General features: G+C 40.7%; 14 protein-coding genes. 11 read left to right on the top strand and 3 right to left on the bottom strand.

Features of this window, described 5'->3' with window-relative positions:
* The first annotated feature begins 31 nt into the window (after window positions 1-31).
* From sprA to J4E76_RS20280, 6 genes are all read left to right on the top strand, one after another.
* Window positions 32-7,105, top strand: coding sequence for a cell surface protein SprA (gene sprA / locus J4E76_RS20255; protein WP_208506627.1), 7,074 nt, complete (start codon window positions 32-34; stop codon window positions 7,103-7,105).
* Window positions 7,106-7,158: 53 nt separating this feature from the next.
* A complete protein-coding gene (gene gcvH, locus J4E76_RS20260) occupies window positions 7,159-7,539 on the top strand; it encodes a glycine cleavage system protein GcvH (RefSeq protein WP_208506628.1) in 381 nt (126 codons plus the stop codon).
* Window positions 7,529-7,936, top strand: a complete 408-nt coding sequence (locus tag J4E76_RS20265; protein WP_208506629.1) for a VanZ family protein — start codon at window positions 7,529-7,531, stop codon at window positions 7,934-7,936. Before gcvH ends, J4E76_RS20265 begins: the two co-directional genes overlap by 11 nt.
* A 23-nt stretch (window positions 7,937-7,959) precedes the next feature.
* Window positions 7,960-8,634, top strand: coding sequence for an energy transducer TonB (locus J4E76_RS20270; RefSeq protein ID WP_208506630.1), 675 nt, complete (start codon window positions 7,960-7,962; stop codon window positions 8,632-8,634).
* 81 nt (window positions 8,635-8,715) lie between these two features.
* Window positions 8,716-9,390 carry an energy transducer TonB gene (locus J4E76_RS20275; protein ID WP_208506631.1) on the top strand — a complete coding sequence of 225 codons (675 nt, stop codon included), beginning with the start codon at window positions 8,716-8,718 and terminating at the stop codon, window positions 9,388-9,390.
* 38 nt (window positions 9,391-9,428) lie between these two features.
* Entirely contained in the window at window positions 9,429-10,106 is a 678-nt protein-coding gene (locus J4E76_RS20280) for an energy transducer TonB (protein ID WP_208506632.1), read from the top strand.
* Window positions 10,107-10,132: 26 nt separating this feature from the next.
* Here J4E76_RS20280 and J4E76_RS20285 read toward each other — a convergent pair whose 3' ends face one another.
* The 3 genes from J4E76_RS20285 to J4E76_RS20295 all read right to left on the bottom strand — a co-directional run bounded on the left by J4E76_RS20285 (window position 10,133) and on the right by J4E76_RS20295 (window position 15,467).
* A complete protein-coding gene (locus J4E76_RS20285) occupies window positions 10,133-11,014 on the bottom strand; it encodes a YicC/YloC family endoribonuclease (protein WP_208506633.1) in 882 nt (293 codons plus the stop codon).
* 55 nt (window positions 11,015-11,069) lie between these two features.
* On the bottom strand, window positions 11,070-14,318 hold the full coding sequence (locus tag J4E76_RS20290; RefSeq protein ID WP_208506634.1) for a hypothetical protein: 3,249 nt from the start codon (window positions 14,316-14,318) through the stop codon (window positions 11,070-11,072).
* A gap of 96 nt (window positions 14,319-14,414) precedes the next feature.
* On the bottom strand, window positions 14,415-15,467 hold the full coding sequence (locus J4E76_RS20295) for an FAD-binding oxidoreductase (protein WP_208506635.1): 1,053 nt from the start codon (window positions 15,465-15,467) through the stop codon (window positions 14,415-14,417).
* A gap of 76 nt (window positions 15,468-15,543) precedes the next feature.
* Between J4E76_RS20295 and J4E76_RS20300 the strand changes: the two genes are divergently transcribed.
* The 5 genes from J4E76_RS20300 (at window position 15,544) to J4E76_RS20320 (ending at window position 22,766) form a co-directional block, all read left to right on the top strand.
* On the top strand, window positions 15,544-16,185 hold the full coding sequence (locus J4E76_RS20300) for an MBL fold metallo-hydrolase (RefSeq protein ID WP_236017565.1): 642 nt from the start codon (window positions 15,544-15,546) through the stop codon (window positions 16,183-16,185).
* Window positions 16,186-16,899: a phosphatidylcholine/phosphatidylserine synthase gene (locus tag J4E76_RS20305; protein WP_208506636.1), complete on the top strand. Its 714-nt coding sequence runs from the start codon at window positions 16,186-16,188 to the stop codon at window positions 16,897-16,899.
* Window positions 16,900-17,017: 118 nt separating this feature from the next.
* Complete coding sequence (gene porU / locus J4E76_RS20310) at window positions 17,018-20,314, top strand: type IX secretion system sortase PorU (RefSeq protein ID WP_208506637.1); 3,297 nt, start codon at window positions 17,018-17,020, stop codon at window positions 20,312-20,314.
* Between the two features lie 31 nt (window positions 20,315-20,345).
* Window positions 20,346-21,503, top strand: a complete 1,158-nt coding sequence (gene porV / locus J4E76_RS20315) for a type IX secretion system outer membrane channel protein PorV (protein ID WP_208506638.1) — start codon at window positions 20,346-20,348, stop codon at window positions 21,501-21,503.
* Between the two features lie 3 nt (window positions 21,504-21,506).
* Entirely contained in the window at window positions 21,507-22,766 is a 1,260-nt protein-coding gene (locus J4E76_RS20320; protein ID WP_208506639.1) for a pitrilysin family protein, read from the top strand.
* The last annotated feature ends 154 nt before the right edge of the window (window positions 22,767-22,920 follow it).

Here is a 22,920-nt window from a genome sequence, read left to right on the forward strand (position 1 = left end):
GAAAATATTAGTCCTCACATTTTTTGGAGTGATGCTCTTCAGCATTTGCACGCCAACCTATGCCCGCTACTTTCAATCACAGGATACAGCAGCTGCAAAAAGTGATACTAGCAAATACGTAAAATCAGCCTCCCCAAAGTACAGACCCATTTATCCTCTAGGAGATCCTCTATACAGAAGATCTCTCAGCTCCCCACTATGGTTCAATAATGGGAGCTTCCTTAAAAAGACTATCTCACTAGATACTGGAAAAAGCCTGGTTTTCAGTGAACAGATTGGCGGCTCACTATATAGACCCCCTACACTGGTACCATTCAATGAAGCAGTCAAAAAGAGACTTGAACTAGGTAATAGAGCATTCTTCAGAGAGAAGTCAAAAGCCCTGGATGGAGAGAGTGCCATTAGCAATAGAGGACAACTGATACCTCCCATTGCTCTGAACCCTTTCTTTGATAGACTCTTTGGAGGAGATCAGATACTAATCAACACCAATGGTTTTGTTCAGTTAGACCTTGGGGGCCGATTTCAGAGAGTCGACAACCCTGCTATTCCTATCCGACAGCAACGTAATGGTACTTTTGAATTTGATCAGAACATTCAAATGAGTCTTCAAGGCACCATCGGTTCCAAACTAAGGCTTAATGCAAACTTTGATAACAACAATTCTTTTGACTTTGAGAATGAGCTCAAAGTAGAGTTCAGTGGACTTGAATCTGACATCATTAAGTCGCTAGAAATTGGTAATGTAAGTATGCCGATCGCCAATAGTTTGATTCAGGGTGGTCAAAACTTATTCGGTTTCAAAACCCAGTTACAGTTCGGGCGATTGTATGCTACGGTTTTAGCAGCTTCGCAACGCGGAAGCTCAGAGTCAATCGAAATTGATGGCGGGGTACAGCGTTCAGAGTTTGAAATTAGAGCTTCAGACTATGACGAGAATAGGCACTTTTTTCTTGGTCAGTTTTTTCGTAATAATTATGAAAGCTGGAATCAGAGCATCCCATCCATAATATCAGGAATTCAGATCAGTAGAATTGAAGTATATATTCTTAACCGATCCAACAATACGCAAACCTTAAGAAACTTTGTTGGCCTAATGGATTTAGGCGAGGGCGATGTTTTCCAACAGGGAAATCCATTCGTTGGAAGTGGTCCTAGTAATGCCCCTACAGGCAATAATGTCAACAGCCTATTCCAAAATTTACAAAACAACCCAAATCTAAGACAAGCAGACCAAGTCAGTGGGATTCTTGAGGGGCAGGGCTTAGAGAAGGGCCAAGACTTCGAACGTGTAACTGGAGCACGCAAGCTCGACCCGGCTGAGTATACATTCAATCGTGAACTTGGTTTTCTTTCGCTGAACAGGCAATTACAAAATGATGAGGTACTTGCCGTATCCTATGAGTACAACTTTCGAGGTCAAAACCTAAAAGTTGGTGAGCTCACTGAAGACTATCAGAACCGAACCGAAGATGAGGTCATATTCCTTAAACTCTTAAGACCGAGCAAAATCAATACTCGAGTCCCTACATGGGACTTAATGATGAAAAACATCTACAACCTTAACGCTCCACAAATCGATCGTCAGTCATTCCAGCTAAGAGTAATCTATCGTGATGATGATACAGGAATTGACAATCCAAGTTTGCACGAAGGACAAAACACCAAAGACATTCCATTGATAGAAATCATGGGACTGGACAGGTTAAACCAAAATGGAGACCCTCAGAAAGATGGTAACTTCGATTATGTAGAAGGCATTACTATCAATCCCGATCAGGGGTACATGATTTTCCCAAAGCTTGAGCCTTTCGGTCGTACATTGGATGAGCAATTTCTTCCCAGTGAGCAGTTCTTACAAGAGAAATACGTGTTTGATACCCTCTATCGGACAACTAAGGCTGATGCCCAACTTGTATCTCGTCTCGATAAGTTTTTCTTAAAAGGAAGTCTCCAGTCAGGTTCTGCCAGCGAGATTAAGCTAAACGCCTTTCAAGTAGCAGAGGGCAGTGTAGTAGTAACAGCAGGTGGTACTCCGTTAGTAGATGGGCAAGATTACCAAGTGGATTATGCACAAGGAAAGGTAACCATCATCAACCCTTCTATTCTAAACTCGGGAAAAAAGATCAGAGTTACTTATGAAAAGGCTGACCTCTTCAATTTTCAAGCAAGAAACTTACTCGGTGCCAGATTTGACTATGTCTACAATGACAAAACCAATATAGGTCTTACACTAATGCACCTGAATGAGCGACCTCAAATAACACGGATTGGGATTGGCAATGAGCCTGTAAGTAACACCATGTGGGGAATGGACTTTAATTATAGCGATGATTCTAGGCTCTTGACTAAGCTAGTAGATGCTTTGCCATTCATTGACACCAAAGCACCTTCCAAACTATCATTCAGTGGTGAGTTTGCTCAGTTAATCCCTGGGACCTCGAATCGAGTGGATGGCGAAAGCACTTCTTACATTGATGACTTTGAAGCCACCGTAACGCCATTTAGCCTCAGCAGTGTACAAGCCTGGAAATTAGGCGCTACACCAAGAACCGATGACAACCGTTTTGACCTTTCCAGCCAAACACCAGACAGGCTTGGAGCCAACTACAGACGTGCTAAAATCGCATGGTATACCGTAGACAATGTCTTTTACCGTTCTAGTGGGCGCGCGAGACCAGAAAATATTACACCAGAAGATTTAGAAAATCATTATGTAAGGTCAATCGGTCAGAATGAGGTTATTAACCGAGATGCACAGCAGATCATCGTTAATGAACCAACGCTAGACATAGCTTATTACCCAGCTGAAAGAGGGATGTACAACTACAGTCCAAATCTAAATAGCGATGGATCACTTCCTAACCCAGAGCAGAATTTTGGGGCCATCACACGTGCTATTACCAACGAAGTGGACTTTGACAAAACCAATATAGAGTACATCGAATTTTGGGTAATGGATCCCTTCGTAAACGTTACTAATGGAGACCTAAACAATCCAAGAGGACTTATTGATGATGGTATCAATACTCCGAGAGCTAACACAACTGGAGGAAAATTAAGGTTCAACTTAGGAAGTATTTCGGAGGATATTATGCGAGATGAGCGTCATGCATTTGAACAAGGCCTACCAACCGATGGCTCAAATGATCCTGATGATGTAATCACAAACGAATGGGGCCGTGTCACCCGTCAGCCTTATCTAAACCCAGCCTTTGATAATACGGCAGAGGCAAGGATAAACCAAGATGTTGGACTTGATGGCATCCAATCTGGTGAGGAACAGACATTCTTTCAAGATTACATAAACTCGCTCAACCTTAGTCCGGAGGCAAGGCAGGCGCTCATCGCAGACCCGTCAAACGATAACTTCAGGTACTACCTTGATGACGAATACGATGCAACTGATGCAAAGATCCTAGAGCGCTACAAGCGTTTCAATGGTATGGAAGGTAACAGCCCCATATCTAACGGCAACCAACTGTTCACCCCTTCCAATTCAAATTTACCTGATAATGAAGACCTCAACAGAGACAACACTTTGGCCGATCTTGAGGAATACTATGAATATGAAATTGACTTACGCCCGGGCGCACTTCAAGTAGGTAGAAACAACATTGTTGATAAAATCACACGACCAGTCAATGGGGATGATGTGGATTGGTTTTTATTCAGAATTCCTGTTAGAAAGCCAGACCGAGTACAAGGAAATATCAACGGGTTTAAATCAGTAAGATACTTAAGAACCTATCTGACCGACTTTTCGGAGCCAATTGTTTTGAGGATGGTCAACTTCAGATTGGTGGGTAGTCAGTGGAGAATTTTCAATGAGAGTCTATTTGAAAAAGGGCTATTTGAAATACCCGAGCCTTCCGATCCTAATTTCACTGTGTCGGTGGTAGGTTTTGAAGAGAATAGCCTAGGTGGACAAGGAAGACCTCCATATGTTTTGCCTCCAGGCATTATTAGAGACAGGGATAATACTTCAGCTGTACCAAGAAGAAGAAATGAGCAATCCCTTCAACTGAGTGTCGAAAACCTGAGAGATCGCGATGCACGAGCTGTTTTCAAAAATGTGAGTCAAGATATGGTGAACTATGGCAGAGTAAAAATGTTCTTTCATGCCGATAGCCCAGACGAAATAGCGCCAGGCGAGGTAACGGCTTTTCTAAGATTGGGTACTGACTTCACTGAAAACTATTATGAAATAGAGGTCCCGCTTAGAATGACGCTTCCGGGAGAAGAATCTCCTCAACTGATCTGGCCAGAAGAAAACGAAATAGATGTTGCATTCAGCAGCTTATATGAGGTTAAGGCAAACCGTAACCGTTCCAACTCAAACCTGAGCCTACCATTTACTGAACAAGTCGGGCGATATAACATAACTGTGGTCGGTAGACCAGACCTAAGCACAGTGCAGACCTTGATGATAGGCATGCGGAATCCTAGTTCTACAGATTCTGAACCAAAAACCTTCTTCTTATGGGCTAATGAGCTTCGTGTAACCGACTTTGACAGCAAGTCAGGTTTTGCAGCTAATGCAAGGTTAGATGCTCAATTAGCAGACCTAGGAAACGTATCTGCCTCCCTTCGCCACTCCTCCATAGGTTTTGGTGCCATTGCTGATAAGATTTCTGATCGTAACAGAGAACGAACTACACAATACGATGTCTCGACAAGACTAAATCTTCATAAGTTCTTTCCAGAAGAATGGGGATTAGAAATTCCTGCATTTTTTAGTTTTGAACGCTCCCGATCGGTACCACAATTCGATCCTTTAGACCCTGACCTACCCTTGGATGACGTACTTAACTCCTTCGATACCGAAGAGGAAAAGGATGACTATTTTGACAAAGTGGTTGACGTTTCGAATAGAAGAAGTTTGAACCTTTCAAACGTTAGAAAGAAACGAACTACTGATAAGCCTGCTATGCCTTTAGACATAGAGAATTTCAGTTTCACCTACGCATATAATGAGGTAACGAGGAGCAACATTAATACAGCTTCTTATGATTATCGTAATTATCGCGGTGCTGTTAATTATTCCTATCAGCCGAAGGAAATAAACATCCAGCCATTTAAGAATGTCGACTTTCTGAACTCAAAATGGCTGAAAATCATTAAAGACTTCAATTTCAATCCGGTACCAAATTCTGTTGTTGTAAGTGCGAATTTGAATCGCAGTTTCTTGAGAACTCAATTGAGAAATGCCGACCTCGGTATTGAAGGAATTGATCCATACTTCGAAAAGTCATTCACGATGGATCGTGCTTACGCTCTAAACTGGAATTTGGCAGAACGTATTACGCTTGATTATACCGCAAACGCCAGAGCAATTATTGACGAACCTGAAGGTGACATTGATACAGAAGCCAAGCGTGATTCAGTATGGAGTAACCTTAAGAGTTTCGGTAGAATAAAAGACTTTAACCATAACATTAGAGCCACTTACACGCTGCCTTTCGATAAAATCCCTCTTACCGAATGGATAAGCGCAGACTTAGGCTATAACGCAACCTTCAACTGGCAGGCTGGGGCAATCGGTCAGCGAGACACCTTAGGTAATGTTGCCAATAATACTCGTGAGATTTCACTTTCTGGAAAACTTGATCTTGTGAGTCTATATAATAACATCGGTGTACTCAAAAACATCAACTCTCCACAAAGAAGCAGATCGAGGGCAAGGTCAGTCAATACGACACCAGATTCGGTAAAAACTAGGAAGCCAATTTTCGAAACTCCATTTATCAAAGGACTACTCCGAACTTTGATGTCCATTCGAAGTATCGACTTTAACTATAACAAATCAGAAGGTACAGTACTGCCTGGCTATATGCCAGATGTCTTCCTCTTTGGCTTAGACAGAAATTTTTCGAATCCAGGCTTCGGGTTTGTACTTGGAGGGCAAGATGTAGGCATAAGAGACAGATTAGTAAGAAATGGTCAGTATGCACCAAGTGAGTTCCTGACTAATCCTTTTGGGCAAAACCAAGCAACTGTCTTCTCTTATAATGCTGCCGTTGAACCTTTCCAAGACTTTAGAATTACGCTCACTGGACGCAAGACTTTCACAGAGAACTATCAAGAAATATTTAGAAATGATTCGGACTTGGATGCATTCATAAGTGTAAACCCAAATAGGTCTGGTACATATAACATTTCTTATTTCATGTTGAAGACGGCATTTGAAAAGGATAATGGTGACAATGAATCTCCCCTATTCTCAAATTTTGAAAACTATCGATCAATTGTTAAAGGCAGACTTGACCAACTCAATGAAGCTGGTACTTATGATCTCAATTCTCAGGAAGTCGTGATACCTGCTTTTGTAGCGGCTTACAGCGGGAAGGACCCCGAATCTGTGAACACAAGCCCTTTTCCAAAATTTCCAATACCAAACTGGAATCTCAATTACCGAGGGCTTTCTAAAATAAAAGGGCTGAGCGAAGTTTTTTCCTCTATCACACTTTCACACTCCTATGCGAGTAGGTATGATGTCAGCAACTACGTTAACTCGCCACTCTACACTTTTGGTCTAACCCTTGATAACAATGTTGCAGACGCAGGACTGGCCAATCAGTTTAATGAAAATGGAGATTTGGTGCCAGTCTACCTTGCTCAACAAATTGTTCTGTCAGAGACTATGGCTCCATTTATTGGAGTACAGGTGAAGACCAAGGGCAACTGGGACTTGAGTTTCGATTACTCCAGAGAAAGGAATATTGCGCTTAACCTTTCAAACATTCAGGTGACAGAGCTTACTTCAAATGCTCTTCAGCTCAATGTGGGCTTCGCTAAAACAGGAGTAAAAATACCATTCCGAATTAACGGTCGTAAAGAAAGCCTACCCAATGAATTAAGATTCAATATGTTATTCACGGTAAGCGATCGTAAAACAGTTCAAAGAAGAATTGGAGAGTCTAGTATTGTAACCGATGGGATTCGCATTTTCAGATTGAGCCCTACCCTTGATTATAATATCAGTGAGGCACTACAATTAACGGTCTATTTTGACAGAAATGTGAACGACCCAAGAGTATCAACTAGCTTCTTAAATGCTAGAACTTCCTTTGGTGGGAGAATTCAATTCAATTTGTCTCAATAATTCTGCAATTCTCGGGAAAGCGTGTATTTTTGAAGCGCTAGAAAATCCAGACTATGAATATACCTGCAGAACTAAAATACACTGACGATCACGAGTGGATCAAAGTAGAAGGTGATGTTGCTACAGTTGGCATTACTGACTTCGCCCAAGGCGAATTAGGAGACATTGTTTATGTTGAAATTGAAACGGAAGGCGAAACAATTGACGCAAGTGAAGTGTTCGGCACCGTGGAAGCCGTAAAAACGGTTTCTGACCTCTTTATGCCTCTCTCTGGGGAGATCATTGAGGTGAATGGAGATTTGGAAGACAGTCCTGAAAAAGTCAACGAAGCCCCTTATGAAGATGGCTGGATGATTAAGATTAAACTGAGTGATACTTCTGAGGTTGAAAACCTTATGACAGCTGACTCTTATAAGGCTCATATTGGCGGATAAGAAACTAAACAAATGGTTGTACATGATGCCTGCAATAATTTGGGCCCTTGTACTAGCCGTTTTGATGCTCTTACCACAGGAGTCCTTTCCAGAATCTAAATTACTGTCCTACGATAAATTAGCCCATTTAGGCGTTTTTGCCATATTAAGTGGGCTTTTACTATTTGGAGCACTCAAAACAAAGGTTTTGGGGAAAACTAAAACATCTCTACTAGTTCGCTCGTTAACTATAAGTATAGTTTATAGTGCTGGGCTTGAATTTCTCCAACAATTTTCGCCCGGTAGATCGACAGATATCTACGATTTAGTGGCAAATGTCGCAGGGGCTATTTTTGGTGTATTAGTTTTTTATATATTTAACAAAAATAAGTTTGCGATTTATAAACTAATGTTATAGTTTTAGAATCTAACCCGAGAATTATGGAAGCCAAAAAGACTCCGCAAGCGGACGTAAACAAGAAGTCAACCATGTTTATCATGGTAGGTCTGATTGTCAGCCTCGGAATCACATTGATGGCCTTTGAGTATAAGCAATACGATGAAGGTGAGTTAATGGATTTGGGAATGGCAGATGACGATTTTGAAGAACTAACAGAAATTCCTCCTACGGAGCAACCGCCTCCACCACCTCCACCGGTAAAACAACCTCAAATCATCGAGATTCCTGATGAAGAGGAAATCGAAGAAGAGATTGAAATCGATCTTGACGTTGAAATTACTGAAGAGACTGAGGTAGAAGAAATTGTTTTCGAAGAAGAGCCTGAAGAAGAAGAAGCCGATAAGGTGTTCTTGGTTGTAGAAGAAGATGCAGCTTTTCCTGGTGGACAAGGCGAATGGAACAAGTTTCTAAGAAAGAACCTAAAGTACCCAAGGCAAGCAAAGCGTATGGGTATCGAGGGTAACGTTTATCTCTCCTTTATTGTGGACAGAACTGGTAGTATCTCGGATATCCAAGTGATTAGAGAAGTTGGTGGTGGCTGTGATGAAGAAGCTGTAAGAGTGTTAAAAGCATCTCCTAAGTGGACTCCAGGTAAGCAAAGAGGTAAAGCTGTTATTCAGCGAATGACCCTAAGAATCGTATTTAGACTTAAGTAATATATTAAAGGCCCACATTGTTGGGCCTTTATTTTATATATTATAACTAATTACTTAGTTACTTAACTAAAACTAATAACAATGGAAATAAAAAAAAACCCTAAAGCCGACTTAGCACGTAAATCAGCACTATTCATGATGATAGGTCTGGTGACCAGTCTATCAATCACCATCATCGCATTCGAATGGAAGAGCACAGATATGGGTGACCTTATGGACCTTGGATCTGTCTCAGATGACTTTGCCGACCTTATTGACATACCTCCTACCGAACAATTGCCAAAGGAACCACCAAAGGTCAAACACTTTCAAATTATTGACGTACCTGATGACGAAGAAATCGATGAGGAAATAGACATAGACCTTGACATAGATATTACCGAAGACACAGAAATAGACGATGTGTTTTTCGAACCAGAGCCTGATGAAGAAATTGCCGATGAAGTTATGCTCTTTCCTGAAGAACAAGCTTCATTTCCAGGTGGGCTTAAGGCATGGAGAAAGTTTCTCAACGATAATCTCAAATATCCTCGACAAGCTAAGCGCATGAATTTAAGTGGTACCGTCATGCTCTCCTTTGTCGTCAATAAAGAAGGTATGATATCCGACATAGAGGTAATTAGAGAAGTTGGTGGTGGCTGCGATGAAGAAGCCGTTCGAGTGCTTGGACTATCACCCAGATGGAACCCCGGCCTACAAAGAGGCCGCGCAGTCAAATCTCGTATGAATATTAGAGTGGTATTCAGTTTGAGGTAAAGCTATTTTTTTAGTATTTATAACTAAATAGTTAGTTTATGGAAAGCAAAAAGAACAAAAACATTGATTATAACCGACATAGGTCATTGCTCTTAGCCTTAGGCCTATTGGCAAGTACTCTCCTTGTCTCAATGACCTTCAACATTAGGTCCAGTTATCAACCCGAGGTTTTTCCAAAACCAGACTCCGTTTTCGATACCTATATCCCCCCTATACCCATTACTGAGTTTGACCAACCCAAGAAGCCAGAGCCTCCAAAACCAAAGCCTCCGAGAGCAGTCGTCATCACGGAGATTCCTAAGGTTGATATTAAGAGGATTCTACAAAGCATTCCTGAGCCCCCTGAGGACTTAGGACAAGCAGCCCCAGAGGAACCAGCTCTACCAGTTGAGCCAGTAGTAAGAGAGTTTATTGTTGTGGAAGAACAAGCTTCATTCCCAGGTGGAGATCAGGCATGGATGAAGTATCTAAAGAAAAACTTCAAATACCCTAAGAGGGCGAAAAGAGCAGGAATAGAAGGAAGAGTTTTCTTAAGCTTCTATGTAGATGCTCAGGGTAATCTATCAGATATCGAAGTGATTCGTGGTATAGGCGGTGGTTGTGATCAGGAAGCGCTTAGAGTTTTGAAAAATTCGCCTAAATGGAATCCTGGCAAACAACGCGGCATTCCGGTCAAGTCGCCAATGACACTTTTTATCACTTTTAGATTGAAATAAAAAAGGGAGCCACTTGGCTCCCTTTTTTATATGATATTCAGTAGCTGTTCTTTTATCTTCTCCAATTCGTCTTTCATATTGACGACTAACTTCTGCACTGGTGCATAGTTGGCTTTAGATCCAATTGTATTGATTTCTCTTCCTATCTCCTGAGAGATAAACCCCAACTTTTTACCTTGTGAGTCCTTTTCGCCAATCACCTCGTTAAAGTAGGAAAGGTGATTAGTCAGACGCACTATCTCTTCACTTATATCGAATTTCTCGATATAATAGATCATCTCCTGTTCAAACCTGTTTTCATCAAAAGCATCGGATGTTGACAGTTCTTGTTGATGCTTTTGGATTCGATCTTTGACTACAGCAATTCGTTCGGGATCATGTACTGAAATCTCTTTAAGGTAGTCTCCGATATTAGCAATATAGTTCTTCAGTTCTCTTTCCAAGGTTGCACCCTCTTGCATTCGGAACTCATCAATGGCGGTCATTGCCTTAGTGAAATGCTCTTGGATAAAAGCCCATTGCTCCTTCAATAATTCTTCATTCTCCATTTGCGGAATAATGACATCTGGGCTATGTAATGCAATCCTAAAAAGATCTTCTTTTGAAGCACCTACCTCTTCAGCCAGTCGTTCAAAATCACTATAGTAAGTCTTAAAAAGTGACTCATTTACTTGCTGTGCATCGACCCCACCTTCCACATTGACCAAATCAATGGACAAACTGACCTTACCGCGATTCAAACCTTTAGCTAACTGGCTTCGGATTTCTAATTCCTTATCTAAGAAGTTTTTGGGAATTCGAATTTGAGCATCCAAGAACTTAGAGTTCAAAGATTTTAACTCCACAGTCACATTATAACCACTCTTCTGTCCTTTGGATCGGCCGAAACCGGTCATAGATCTTAGCATATATTTTTCGTCTAAGGCGTAAAAATAGACGAATTAGATGGTTAATAAAATCCTATTAGAAATCGTACCCAACTGAAAGTTGAAAAGTTGGGCTTAGCACTGTGAAATTCTGAATTGGGAATGAGAAATCCAGCCTAGAATAGAACCCAAGCAGCATGGTACGCATACCAACACCCGCAGTTTGAAGCCATGGATTACTGAAGTTATTGATTACCGCAGAAAATGGAGAGCCGTCCGTCCTGATCTCCTCAATGTTCTGGTTATTTCTATCTTCAAATGGTGACAGGTCATCCCATGAAGAGCCTATATCATAGAAACCAATGATCTGTAGATTTTTTAAGAAGTTGGATTTCAATTCACTATTAATCAACAGTTGATCAAGAGGAAAGCGCAACTCACCAGAGAAAGTCATGACATTTCTTCCCTGAAACGTATTATAGTCATAGCCTCTAAGGTTAACGAATTGATTAAAGAGAATATCGCTCTTGTTTGGGTTTACGCCCGTATTAGTCACAACTGAGGTGAATAATGGCTGGAAAGCCAAATCATCAGATAATGGATCTCGAATTTGGGTACTATTGAATAACCAGTTGTCGATTCCGCCCAGATAGTATCGTTTTGGCGCCTTGCCGAAATATGAGCCAAAATAGAAACGAGCCGCTAGGTAAATACCTTTATTGATTTTTTGATAATGCCTCACATCCAATTCCAAATTGTTGAAACTTCTACTGTCAGCATTCAATCCGCCATGTGCCTCAACCGTAAGTTTGGCCCTTGTACCCTCGTGTAGGTTAGTTCCTACAACCACACTATTGTCAAAAACTAGGGTTGAAGTCAAACCGACATAAGAGGCTGTGGCATTCGCATCGGTATTAAACCTTGAAGGATTAACAGCTGGGTTTGGGATCAATAACCTAAAGTCTCTATCTATAAATCTCGTCTGGGTATAAAACGGATTGGCCTCTACCCTTAAAACCTGATTAATCGGGTAACTGAAACCAAGTTCGAAACGATTTAAATTATATCTCTGATCCAAGAAGGTCTGCCTATCTCGAGTTACAATAGACTGTCTAAAGTACTTGGCCTTTGCATCAATTCTATGCTTCAAGTATTCATATTGGGCAAAAATGTCATAACCCTGATTTAAACTAATAGGAATGAGTAGCCCCGCTTTCAACCTATGATTTTCGAGGTAGTCATTCATTTGAATCTCATTTAACTGAGAAAATGCTCTAAGCTCATCAATTACAAATGTTGTAAGGAGGTTATCCGTTTGAAATCTGTTTTCGTAAAGTTTTGGGCCCTGAATACGTTCTTCCGTCTGACTGTTTTGATAAATATTCAAGAAGTCTCTTCCAGCTGTTGTCGGATCATCCGTTGACTTTTCAAACTGATAGTCGCGGGTATCAACCTTCGCTTGGCGATTGAACTGATAATTCTCCGTATCAATTGCCCCTGCTTTTAGCGAATCCAATTTCTGCTCTGGCGGTCTTACTTGAGTGAATTCTAGACTATTCTGAATAGAGTCTAATAGTGATGGATCAGAAGCAAGGCGAGCCTTCCTTTGTTCCGCTAATATCTTACTAACTTCCAAAGCTCGTCTTGGTGTTACCGAACTAAAAGTAGAAGTCACTCCGTCAAAGTTCTGATAAAAGACCCCTTCTTTCCCATCAGCAATTGATATATATGCTAATCTACGATTACGATAATCATAGGAGTAGTCCTTAATGCCATATGAAAAATTACTCACCTGAGTACTGATCGAGTCAACACTGTTGTATCTAAACAAGTTGTGAATACCCTGCTGATCACTTAGGTAATAAACGTCCGTGGTATTTGGCGCGAATGACCTTACGTTGGAGGCCAAAGCATTGGTAAGTTTAGTAAACGAACTGTCAGGAAAGTCTAAATCGTAGGCAAACAAATTGAACTGATAGTCATTAACTGCCTCTAAACTTTCAGGGCCGGTTACAAAGACGCTATCCGACTGCCTATTGGAGCTGAAAATCACCTGATTAGTCCCAGGGATATAGGTAATATCTCTTTCATCGAAATTATCGTTTGTGATCCTTCTTACTTGACCTCTTACCAGATTATATAGAAAAGCATCACTCACTCCATTAATGTCTCCGGTCATGACTGCCTGTCTACCACCATCCTTAAATTCAAAGCTCTGAATATTTGACAGCAAAGGAATCTGAAGCTTTTGCTCCCCTTTGACTCCCATTCTCTTAACCGCCAAAACATTGAAGCCCTCTTCGGAATAAATAACACCTAGTGTTGTTGAATCTGCCCAACTCAAGAGTGGTAAGGACTGATCAACTTCCTGGTCAATAAGTCTTAAGCCAGCTTTAAAAACGGTAGACGTACTTTGATTTTGTGTGTTGACAACGTCAATCTCAAAACGGCCATCCTTCATTTTGGCATATGCCAGATATCTACCATTGGAGTTAAAAGCAACATCAGTATAGGTCGAAGCAGACCTATTACGACCACTTATGATGTAATCTGGGTTAGGAACCTGTGTATCTGCACTAACGGCTGAATTTGTAGTCTGGTAAAATGAACGCCAGTCATTTAAAAACTGGTCATAAGGAACACCCAAGGTTCTTTCTATACTATTCTCCTCATTGCGAATGATTCGAGCAAGATTCAAGATATTAGATATGCTACGTTGTCCGTATCGCTGTGACATGTAGTTCCATAAAGATTGCCCAAGAAGCAGGTTCAGCTGTGGGCTTAGTTTCTGAAATTGATTTTGTGTGTTATTGGCAATAAAATCCCTGACTGCATCATCTGACTCCTTCGTCCAGCCATAGGCTATATAACTTGAGATTCCTCCTGTAAACCAAACCGGAATTGGAGATGTCAAAGAACTTTGGAACATCTCTGCTATGTTCCCACCATAGAGCATCTCTTGTATGAGCATGTCCGTGATGGAGAACATGATCTTTTTCTTGAAAGATGAAAACTCTCCAGTGTTAGCAATTTCCACTTGCGACTGCACAAAGTTAGTTTGTCCACCAATTGTAAAATCGCTACTGCGAAGTCCTACATTACTCTGTTGCTTATCAGCAACTGAATTATATAAGAACACCCTAGTCTTTGCAAAAGGGAAATATCCTATGGTTTCTGTGATTTTGCTGAATTCTGCCTCGAGGTATTCAATAGTTCTGTTGGCCATTGTACTGCCATTCCCATAAAAATAAACCTCGAAATTCTCAGAGCTATAGAAGCTCCAATTGAAAGTCTTATACTGTACGCGATTTTTCCCAAACTCCTCTTTAAAAGCTTGCGCCTTCAACGAATGATGATTCGTTAAAACACAGAAAAGGAGCAGGCAGGTTGCCAGCAATCTTAGTATGGCTTTATTCATAGAAGTGACGATCCTAAAGAATTATTAAAATAACGAAAAAAAGCGCTCAATATTGACCTCTTTGTCCAATTCGTATCCATGCTCTAAATGAGCCAGTAGTTGTTTAGCGTAAAAGGGGGCCAAAGAAACACCTTTTGCACCAAGACCATTGAAAATCACAATATTCTCATGCTCTGGATGTAGACCTACAAAAGGCTTTCTATCCTTTGTCGCAGGACGAGTTCCCACTTTTTGATCTATCACCTCAAAGTCAAACTTTACTAGCTCTCTCAGTTTACTTACTAACTCTTCTTTGGCCTCAGAAGTTATAACCTCTTCAAGGTTTTTGTTATCATAAGTGGCGCCCACCTTACAAATACCATCAGAAAGAGGAATCACGAATACTCCTTTGTTATATATAACATCGAAGACTGCATTTGTCCTTATATAGAGCAACTCTCCTTTGACAGGCCTCAATGGTAGCCAATCAAAATATGGGTTGTTTTCAACCGACCTTCCATCGGTAAATACAACACGTTTTGCACTAATTTCTTTATACCTAATACCGCCATCTTCAATGATAAGCTGCGTGTGGTCAACTTTGTCATTTAAAAACAGCCCTTTACTCTCAAGGTATTCTCGATAGCAGCTTACCAGCTTATCCGTCCTCACATAGCCACTCTTATTTAGCAGTATCCCTCCCGAATCATTTCTAATATTATCTGTAAAACTTGGTGTGCTCTTAATCTCTTTGACGTAAGGTGCATAACCAGCTTCAGCACTCTTCCCCATCCATTCATTCAATTCTTCAACTGAAGGGAAAGGCCTGTAGATGGGCATTTCAACCAGAAGTTCATTTTGCAATTTTCGCTCAAGGCCCTTATAGAATGGAACTAGATAGTCGAACAGGCGATCGCAATTCCATGTCTTGACTAACTTTCGACCAGTGATTGGATTATAAAGACCTGCCGCTACTTTAGATGAGTTTGAAAGGCTTGGATCATCAACAACCATAATGGATTTACCGGACTGAATCACGTGCTCGCTAAAAACCGTGCCTGCCAATCCCTGCCCAACAATGAGATAATCCACCTCCATGGAGCGAAATTAAATGAAGTATTTTTGATAAATGCGGTTTATTAAATGAAATTTAGACCTTACACTAAATCAAGATATGCAGGTAAAAGCCTTCACCTTTAATCCATTCATGGAGAATACCTATGTGGTTTATGATCAGACTAAAGAAGCTGTGATCATCGACCCTGGTTGTTATGATCCGAAGGAGCAACAAGAACTAGTAGCGTTTATAGAAAGTAATGAGTTGGTTGTTAAGCTAATTCTCAATACACATGGTCATATAGATCATGTATTGGGTAATTATTTTGCCAAAAATCATTTCAAAGTACCTCTATGGATCGGTGAGAAGGACCTTGATACACTCAGGTCGGTAGAAGCCTACGCACCCAGTTATGGTTTTCAGAATTATCAAGCCACCACACCCGACAAACTTTTATCAGTTGAGGAGCAAATAACCTTCGGTGACTCTCAATTAGACATCCTCTTTGTTCCGGGCCATGCTCCTGGTCACATTGCTTTTTATAATAAAAATGAAGGGTTCATAATTGGCGGGGATGTTTTGTTCGATGGTAGTATTGGCCGTACGGACCTTCCTGGTGGGGATTTTGATACACTGATTGCCAGTATTCAGAATGAGTTCTTCAATTTTGATGATGACACCATTGTATATTCAGGGCATGGTGGTTCTACAACTATTGGAAAAGAAAAAGCCTCGAATCCTTTTTGTGCTATCAAATAGATGAACTGGATAAGAAAAAATATTCCAAACCTGTTTACGGTACTCAACCTGTCGCTGGGCGTATTGGGTATTCACCAAATACTGACCGGCAATCCCTCAGTCGAACCTACTATTCATTACTACATCTTCGCAGCTGCCTTCTTTGATCTTTTTGACGGCCTATTGGCCCGAAAGCTGAACGTAGCTTCAGAATTCGGAGTTCAGCTAGACTCTCTCGCTGATCTCATTACATTCGGTGTACTACCTGCTTTTATCTATTCTAGGTATGTTGGACTTGAAGGTTGGGGCCTACTCCTCCTTATGGTTCCTATCTGCTCTGCTATAAGACTAGCTATTTTCAACACTGACAGTTCTCAAAAAACTAGCTTCAAGGGTATTTCCACTACAGCCCATGGGATGTTCGCAGGTGTTCTACCAATCATACTCTATAATCAATCAAGTTGGTTCGGAGAGTTATTCTCAGGAAATGAAATTGCGATTATTATACTGGCTCTTTTCTTCTCATTTCTGATGGTCTCTCCCATCAAAATGATGTCCTTCAAATTTGAAAATTTTAGCCTTAAAAGTAATTGGGAAAGGATGTTACTCATATTGGCCTCCCTTGTGCTTATAATAATTTGGCAATATGACGCAGCACCTTACATTATAATTACTTACATCATTTTGTCTTTAACCAGTTATTTCAAAGGCATTCCTGCCAATAGCGAGGGCTAATTATCGTTATCTTTCAGAGTTACTTTCCTTAAGGAATTTGCTGAACCTAAAATCAACCATAACACTTCTACTTTGTCTTCTATTGACATTGCCGATCATTGCTCAAACCAATAGTGTTTTGAGCTCAGGCAAGTGGGTAAAGATGGAATTTGAGAGCGCTGGAGTTTATAAAATAGACCACAATACTCTAAATGAGATGGGTTTTGTTCCTGCCCAGTTAGACCCAAGGAATATAGCCATCTATGGAAACCCTGGAGGCATGCTCCCACAGGACCTATCGATTAGCCGACCTTCAAGTTTGACCGAAAATGCCATCCAAGTTGTCGGAGAAGACGATGGTATCTTTAATGAAAGTGACTTCATCCTCTTTTATGTGGATGAAATCGAAACCATTGGTTTTGACTCATCGACAGAACGTTTCAATGTTACCAAAAACCTATATTCTGATAAGAACTACTATTTCATTACAGTAAAGGAAACCAATGGAAAAAGACAGTCAACTATTGACAACCTTGGACTAAACCACCCGAAAGTAGACTGGTACAACCAACTTGTTTTTCATGAAGTAGACGAAGTTAACCTATTAACCTCTGGTCGCGAATGGCTTGGAGAACAGTTCAGCACGCAAAACATCATAAGCTTCAATCATGAAAACTTATCATTAGCACCAAACCAGGAGATTAACCTCTCAGTGAATGTACTCGCCCAGTCTTTCAGCTCCTCTAGTATGAATATTGAACTGAATTCAACGCTGTTAGGCGAATTGAACTTCGGTGCTATTCCAAACACACAGTATGGTATAAAAGGAAACTCACGAACTGGCGACTATCAATTATCAACAAACGCCATATCTGGAAGTGACCTGACACTGCGATTCACCTACGATCAGTCTGGTGCCAGCAATGCTGTTGCCTATTTGGACAACTATTTACTCAATCTGCCATCTCCATTGACATACAATGGTAATCCGATCCACATACGCAATACGACATCCTTAAACCAAGCCATCACGACTTACGAAATCTCAGGCACATCTGGTAATCTCAGTGTTTGGAAGGTTACAGATCCAACAGAGACTCAAGCGCAAAATGTAAGCTTCGATAACGGAACAACGAGTTTTGGAGCTTTTTCTAACATACTGGAAGAGTTCATAATCTTTGACCCTCTTAGCCTTCCAACCCCTGAAATATTTGAAGCAGTAACTAATCAAAATCTCCGCGGAGAGCTGTCCTCCGATTTCATAATAATAACCCATCCTGATTTTCTCAATCAAGCCGAAAGACTAGCAAATTTTCGTAGATCCAATGATCTGATGAATGTCCTGGTAACAACTATTGATAAGGTTTACAATGAATTCAGTTCAGGTAGACAGGATGTTACGGCACTCAGAGATTTCATTAAATGGCAATACGATCTTGGAGACCTAAAATATGTTCTGCTCTTTGGAAAAGGCTCCTATGACTACCTAGAAAGACTTGAAAACAACACCAACTTTGTCCCTACTTATGAATCGCGTAACTCAATACACCCATTATTGACGTATTCGTCAGACGACTACTTTGGCTTCTTGGATAATGATGAAGGCGAGTGGCTGGAATCTTCCACAGGAGATCACCAATTGGACATAGGTATTGGAAGGATCCCCGCAACAAGTAATGCGCAAGCAAAACGTGCCATTGACAAAATCATTTTATATCAAACCGATGAGAGGGCTTTCGGAGACTGGCGAAGCAAATTAGTTTTCATTGCGGATGACGGTGACAACAACAGACATCAAAAAGATGCTGATTCTTTGACCGAGTTGATCGACTCGACTTTTGTTGAGTTCAATGTTGAAAAGATATATCTCGATGCTTATGAGCAAATACGGTTGCCAAATGGCGAGACATCCCCATCCGCTGAAGAGGCCATTATAGATGCAGTTAATAGTGGAGCACTGATCGTGAATTTTACTGGTCATGGTTCGGAAACTGGCTGGATGCAAGAACAGGTATTAACCTTTGATTTAATGGAAGAATGGAGGAATACTTTCAGCTTGCCATTTGTTGTTACCGCTACCTGCGAATTTGGTCGAAATGATGACCCAAGCACTTTCTCTGGAGCTGAAAACTTGATTTTCAAAGATGTGGGTGGTGCGGTTGCTATGGTAACAACAGCTCGTCCAGTTTTTTCGAGTACAAATTTTGAGCTCAATACAGCACTATATGGTTCCGTTCTAAATCGGGAAGCTGGCCAATATCAACGACTAGGCGACATAATTAAATTCACTAAGAACAACAGTCTAAGAGGTAGTCTAAATAGAAATTTCATACTGCTAGGGGATCCTAGCATGCGACTATCATATCCAAACAAGAGCATCGAAATTGAAGATATTAACGGGGTTCAACCTGATGTGGGTGATACAATAAGTGCTCTGGAAAGGGTAGTTATTAATGGCCGAGTGGTTGAAGGCAGCAATGTAGATGCGAACTTTAATGGCACCTTAAAATTCAGCCTTTTCGACAAACTAAGTGATAAACAAACGCTTGGCAGTGATGGTGATCCCTTTAGTTATTTAGAAAGAGACAATGAGCTTTTCCGTGGTTCAGGAAAGATTGAGAACGGCATTTTTCAGTTAGAATTCATTGTACCCAAAAACATTGACTATAGTTTCGGTAACGGGAAAATGACGATGTATGCCTTTGACAATTCATCACAGGTCGATGCATTAGGAACATCGATCGACTTTGTTATTGGAGGCACAGCCGAAGATATTCCGACCGACAACACGCCACCAAGCATCGATTTATTTGTGAACGACACAACCGAAATCATTCAACAGGAATATAGCCCTAACGTAAACCTGATTCTCCGACTCTTTGATGAAAGTGGTATCAATATTTCAAATAATGGACTAGGCCAACATATAAACTTGAGCATAAATGACTCCATCAATTATAATCTCAATAAACTTTACAATGCAGACCTAGATGATTTTAGACATGGAGAGCTCACATTTGAAGCTAATGATCTAATGCCTGGTTTGAATAGAATTGATATTAAGGCTTGGGACACACATGGAAATTCAACTACGATTTCTCAAGACTTATTTATTGGCAAAAATAGTTCTAACATTACAGTAATAAATAACAACCCTAACCCGTTTAGAGAAGAAACACACTTTAGTATTCAACATTTGTTGTCGGGAGAAAACCTCGAAGTGGGGATTGAGATAAGAAATACTAATGGAGAACCAGTAACTGCTCTTTTTAATGAAATATTGAGAGCGGATGAAACAATCGCTGTTCCCTGGTCCGGCACAAATAACAATGGACAGAAACTCAATCCAGGAATCTATATTTACACCATCAAAATCTACTCAAAAACTAGTGGAAAATCAGGAGTCAAACGCCAGAAACTCATTATTTCAAATTAATATTATAGTACTATCTTTGAACAAAAATTTCATGCGCATCAGAGCAAGCATTTTCACCTTTCTGATCCTATCCCTGTTTATTGCCCCAGCACTGCAAGCGCAGAACTCCGTTGGTATCAATGGTCAGGATACTACAATTAACGTTATCACTACTGCAGTCCCCTTCTTATTGATTGCACCTGATCCGGTATCAGGGGCCATGGGAGATGTGGGTGTGGCAACAGATCCTGACGCCAACTCTACATTCTGGAACCCAGCAAAACTGGCTTTCATCAATAAAAATGGAGGCATTGGTTTCACTTTTACTCCATGGCTCAAAAAGTTTGTTGATGACATGTCCGTCTCCTATTTAACTGGCTTCAAAAAACTTGACGACCAGCAAGCCATTGGTGCATCCCTTACCTATTTCAACCTTGGAGATATTCAATTGACTGATGGTGCTGGTAATTCGATAGGAGACTTTACGCCACGAGAATTTGCTCTTTCAGCCACCTACTCAAGACAGCTCAGTCGTAAACTTAGTGTAGGTGTCACAGGTCGCTATATTTACTCTAATCTTTCAGGAAACATTACTACAAGCCCTGTTACAGATCCAAAGCCTGGAACTAGTATTGCTGCAGACATTGGCGTTTACTACAAGTCAGAGCTCACCGTCTTTCAAAAACAATCGCAGCTTTCATATGGAGCATCCATCAGTAATATTGGGGCAAAAATTTCTTATAATAGTGCTGATGAGGAAGACTTCATACCCACCAATCTAAGAATTGGTTCAGCTCTTTCTTCCTTTCTCGATCCTTATAACAAGATCACATTTGCATTAGACTTCAATAAGCTAATGGTTCCTACTCCCCAACCCGATGGCTCTGAACGTGACAAGTCGCTGTTGGCAGGAATGTTTGGGTCTTTTGGAGATGCTCCAGGAGGGTTTAGTGAAGAGCTTCAAGAAATTTCGGTATCGTTCGGTGCTGAATATGAATACAAAGAAACCTTTGCTATTAGAGCAGGCTATTTCTACGAACATAGAAATAAAGGAAACAGAAAATACTTTACTGCAGGTGTAGGCTTCAAGGTAGACAAGTTAGAGTTTAACTTCTCTTACTTGGTACCTCAGTTCCAGGAGCATCCACTCGCAGAAACATTGCGCTTCGGTGCTGTTCTAGATTTATCTCGCCTCTCAGACGACAATTAGTCTATGACCCTAGATCGTACTACGCCTCCATTAGTGCGCGATGTAGCTGATATCAGTCTGCCAGATATCCAATCTTTTTCGGTCAACGGTATTCATACGCATGCACATTTAGACAAGGGGTCAGGCACATTCAAAATCGAACTTCTTAGTAAAGGAAGTCAATTGTATTCTAAAACTTCTGCGCTCTCGCAGCTGGCGATTAGGATGCTAAATGAAGGAACGGCATCAAAGTCAAGTGCTGATTTGGCTGAAGCCGTGGACTCTATTGGGAGCTTTCTGGAAATTACGCCTGGTTTTGACTATGCAACAATTTCTATTTATGGTCTTGCTAAGTATTTCGAAGAGAACCTTCAAATTCTATCAGAGTTAATCTATCAACCCGCGTTCTCAAAAGTCAGTTTGGAGAATCTCAAAAATCGTGAGGTTGATAAGCTGAAAACCAATCTTGAGAAAAGTAGCTATATCTCTTCCATTAACCTGAGAAAGGGTTTGTTTGGAGTAGAGCATGCTTATGGGAAGCACCTCTTAAGTAATGAACTACTTTCGGTTACCACAGAGGACGTTCGGCAATTTCATAAAGCAAATACACAAACCTTCGATATTTATGTAGCCGGAGATTTACCAGTGAATTTCGATAACCTCCTAAATAGATACTTCGACACTTCCAATTCAAACTCTCCCACTGCCCTAATTGGTCAGGTGGTTGCAAAGCCCCAAAACGATACCTATCAGGATAGTAAGTTTGTTCAAAGCTCGATCAAGTTTGGCAAGCGTTTATTCAACAGAAGTCATGAAGACTATTTTAAGTTCATTGTTCTCAATGAATTACTAGGAGGCTTTTTTGGCTCTCGTCTTATGAAAAATATTAGAGAAGATAAGGGCTTTACTTACGGTATACATTCCAACCTCTATTCGCTCCTTCATGATGGATATTTTCTCATCGGAACTGATGTAAATAAAGAAAACGAGCAAGAAACTGTCGATGAGGTTTTTAAGGAAGTGAAGTTGCTCCAAACTGCACTCGTGGCAAATGAAGAGTTAGATACTGTCAAGAATTATATGATAGGGGTCTTTATTAACTCCTTTTCATCTCCATTTGCCAGTATTGATAAGTTTAAGACACTTCATTCTCAAGGTATTGACAGGCAATTTTACAGCCAATACATCTCTTCTATTAAGGACATCTCAGCTGTGATTATAAGAGAAGCTGCAGATAAATACTTACAGCCAGATTCATTAACACTGAGCATTGCTGGGGCTTAAGCCTTTGCATTCAACCGACTGATTCTAGGTTTCCTCTAGGTTAGAAAATTTTTCATTAGGCATAAAAAAACCCTTATCGTCTATGATAAGGGTTTTAATAATAATCTGGCGACTACTTACTCTCCCACCGGTAAAGGCAGTACCATCAGCGCAA

It is taken from the genome of Roseivirga sp. E12, assembly GCF_017592825.1.
In the GTDB taxonomy this organism is placed as follows: domain Bacteria; phylum Bacteroidota; class Bacteroidia; order Cytophagales; family Cyclobacteriaceae; genus Roseivirga.

What these genes read in the sequence shown, in the direction of transcription:
- sprA (WP_208506627.1), top strand. Translation starts at nt 32, where the DNA reads ATGCTCTTCAGCATTTGCACGCCAACCTATGCCCGCTACTTTCAATCA.
- gcvH (WP_208506628.1), top strand. Translation starts at nt 7,159, where the DNA reads ATGAATATACCTGCAGAACTAAAATACACTGACGATCACGAGTGGATC.
- J4E76_RS20270 (WP_208506630.1), top strand. Translation starts at nt 7,960, where the DNA reads ATGGAAGCCAAAAAGACTCCGCAAGCGGACGTAAACAAGAAGTCAACC.
- J4E76_RS20275 (WP_208506631.1), top strand. Translation starts at nt 8,716, where the DNA reads ATGGAAATAAAAAAAAACCCTAAAGCCGACTTAGCACGTAAATCAGCA.
- J4E76_RS20280 (WP_208506632.1), top strand. Translation starts at nt 9,429, where the DNA reads ATGGAAAGCAAAAAGAACAAAAACATTGATTATAACCGACATAGGTCA.
- J4E76_RS20285 (WP_208506633.1), bottom strand. Translation starts at nt 11,014, where the DNA reads ATGCTAAGATCTATGACCGGTTTCGGCCGATCCAAAGGACAGAAGAGT.
- J4E76_RS20295 (WP_208506635.1), bottom strand. Translation starts at nt 15,467, where the DNA reads ATGGAGGTGGATTATCTCATTGTTGGGCAGGGATTGGCAGGCACGGTT.
- J4E76_RS20300 (WP_236017565.1), top strand. Translation starts at nt 15,544, where the DNA reads ATGCAGGTAAAAGCCTTCACCTTTAATCCATTCATGGAGAATACCTAT.
- J4E76_RS20305 (WP_208506636.1), top strand. Translation starts at nt 16,186, where the DNA reads ATGAACTGGATAAGAAAAAATATTCCAAACCTGTTTACGGTACTCAAC.
- porV (WP_208506638.1), top strand. Translation starts at nt 20,346, where the DNA reads ATGCGCATCAGAGCAAGCATTTTCACCTTTCTGATCCTATCCCTGTTT.
- J4E76_RS20320 (WP_208506639.1), top strand. Translation starts at nt 21,507, where the DNA reads ATGACCCTAGATCGTACTACGCCTCCATTAGTGCGCGATGTAGCTGAT.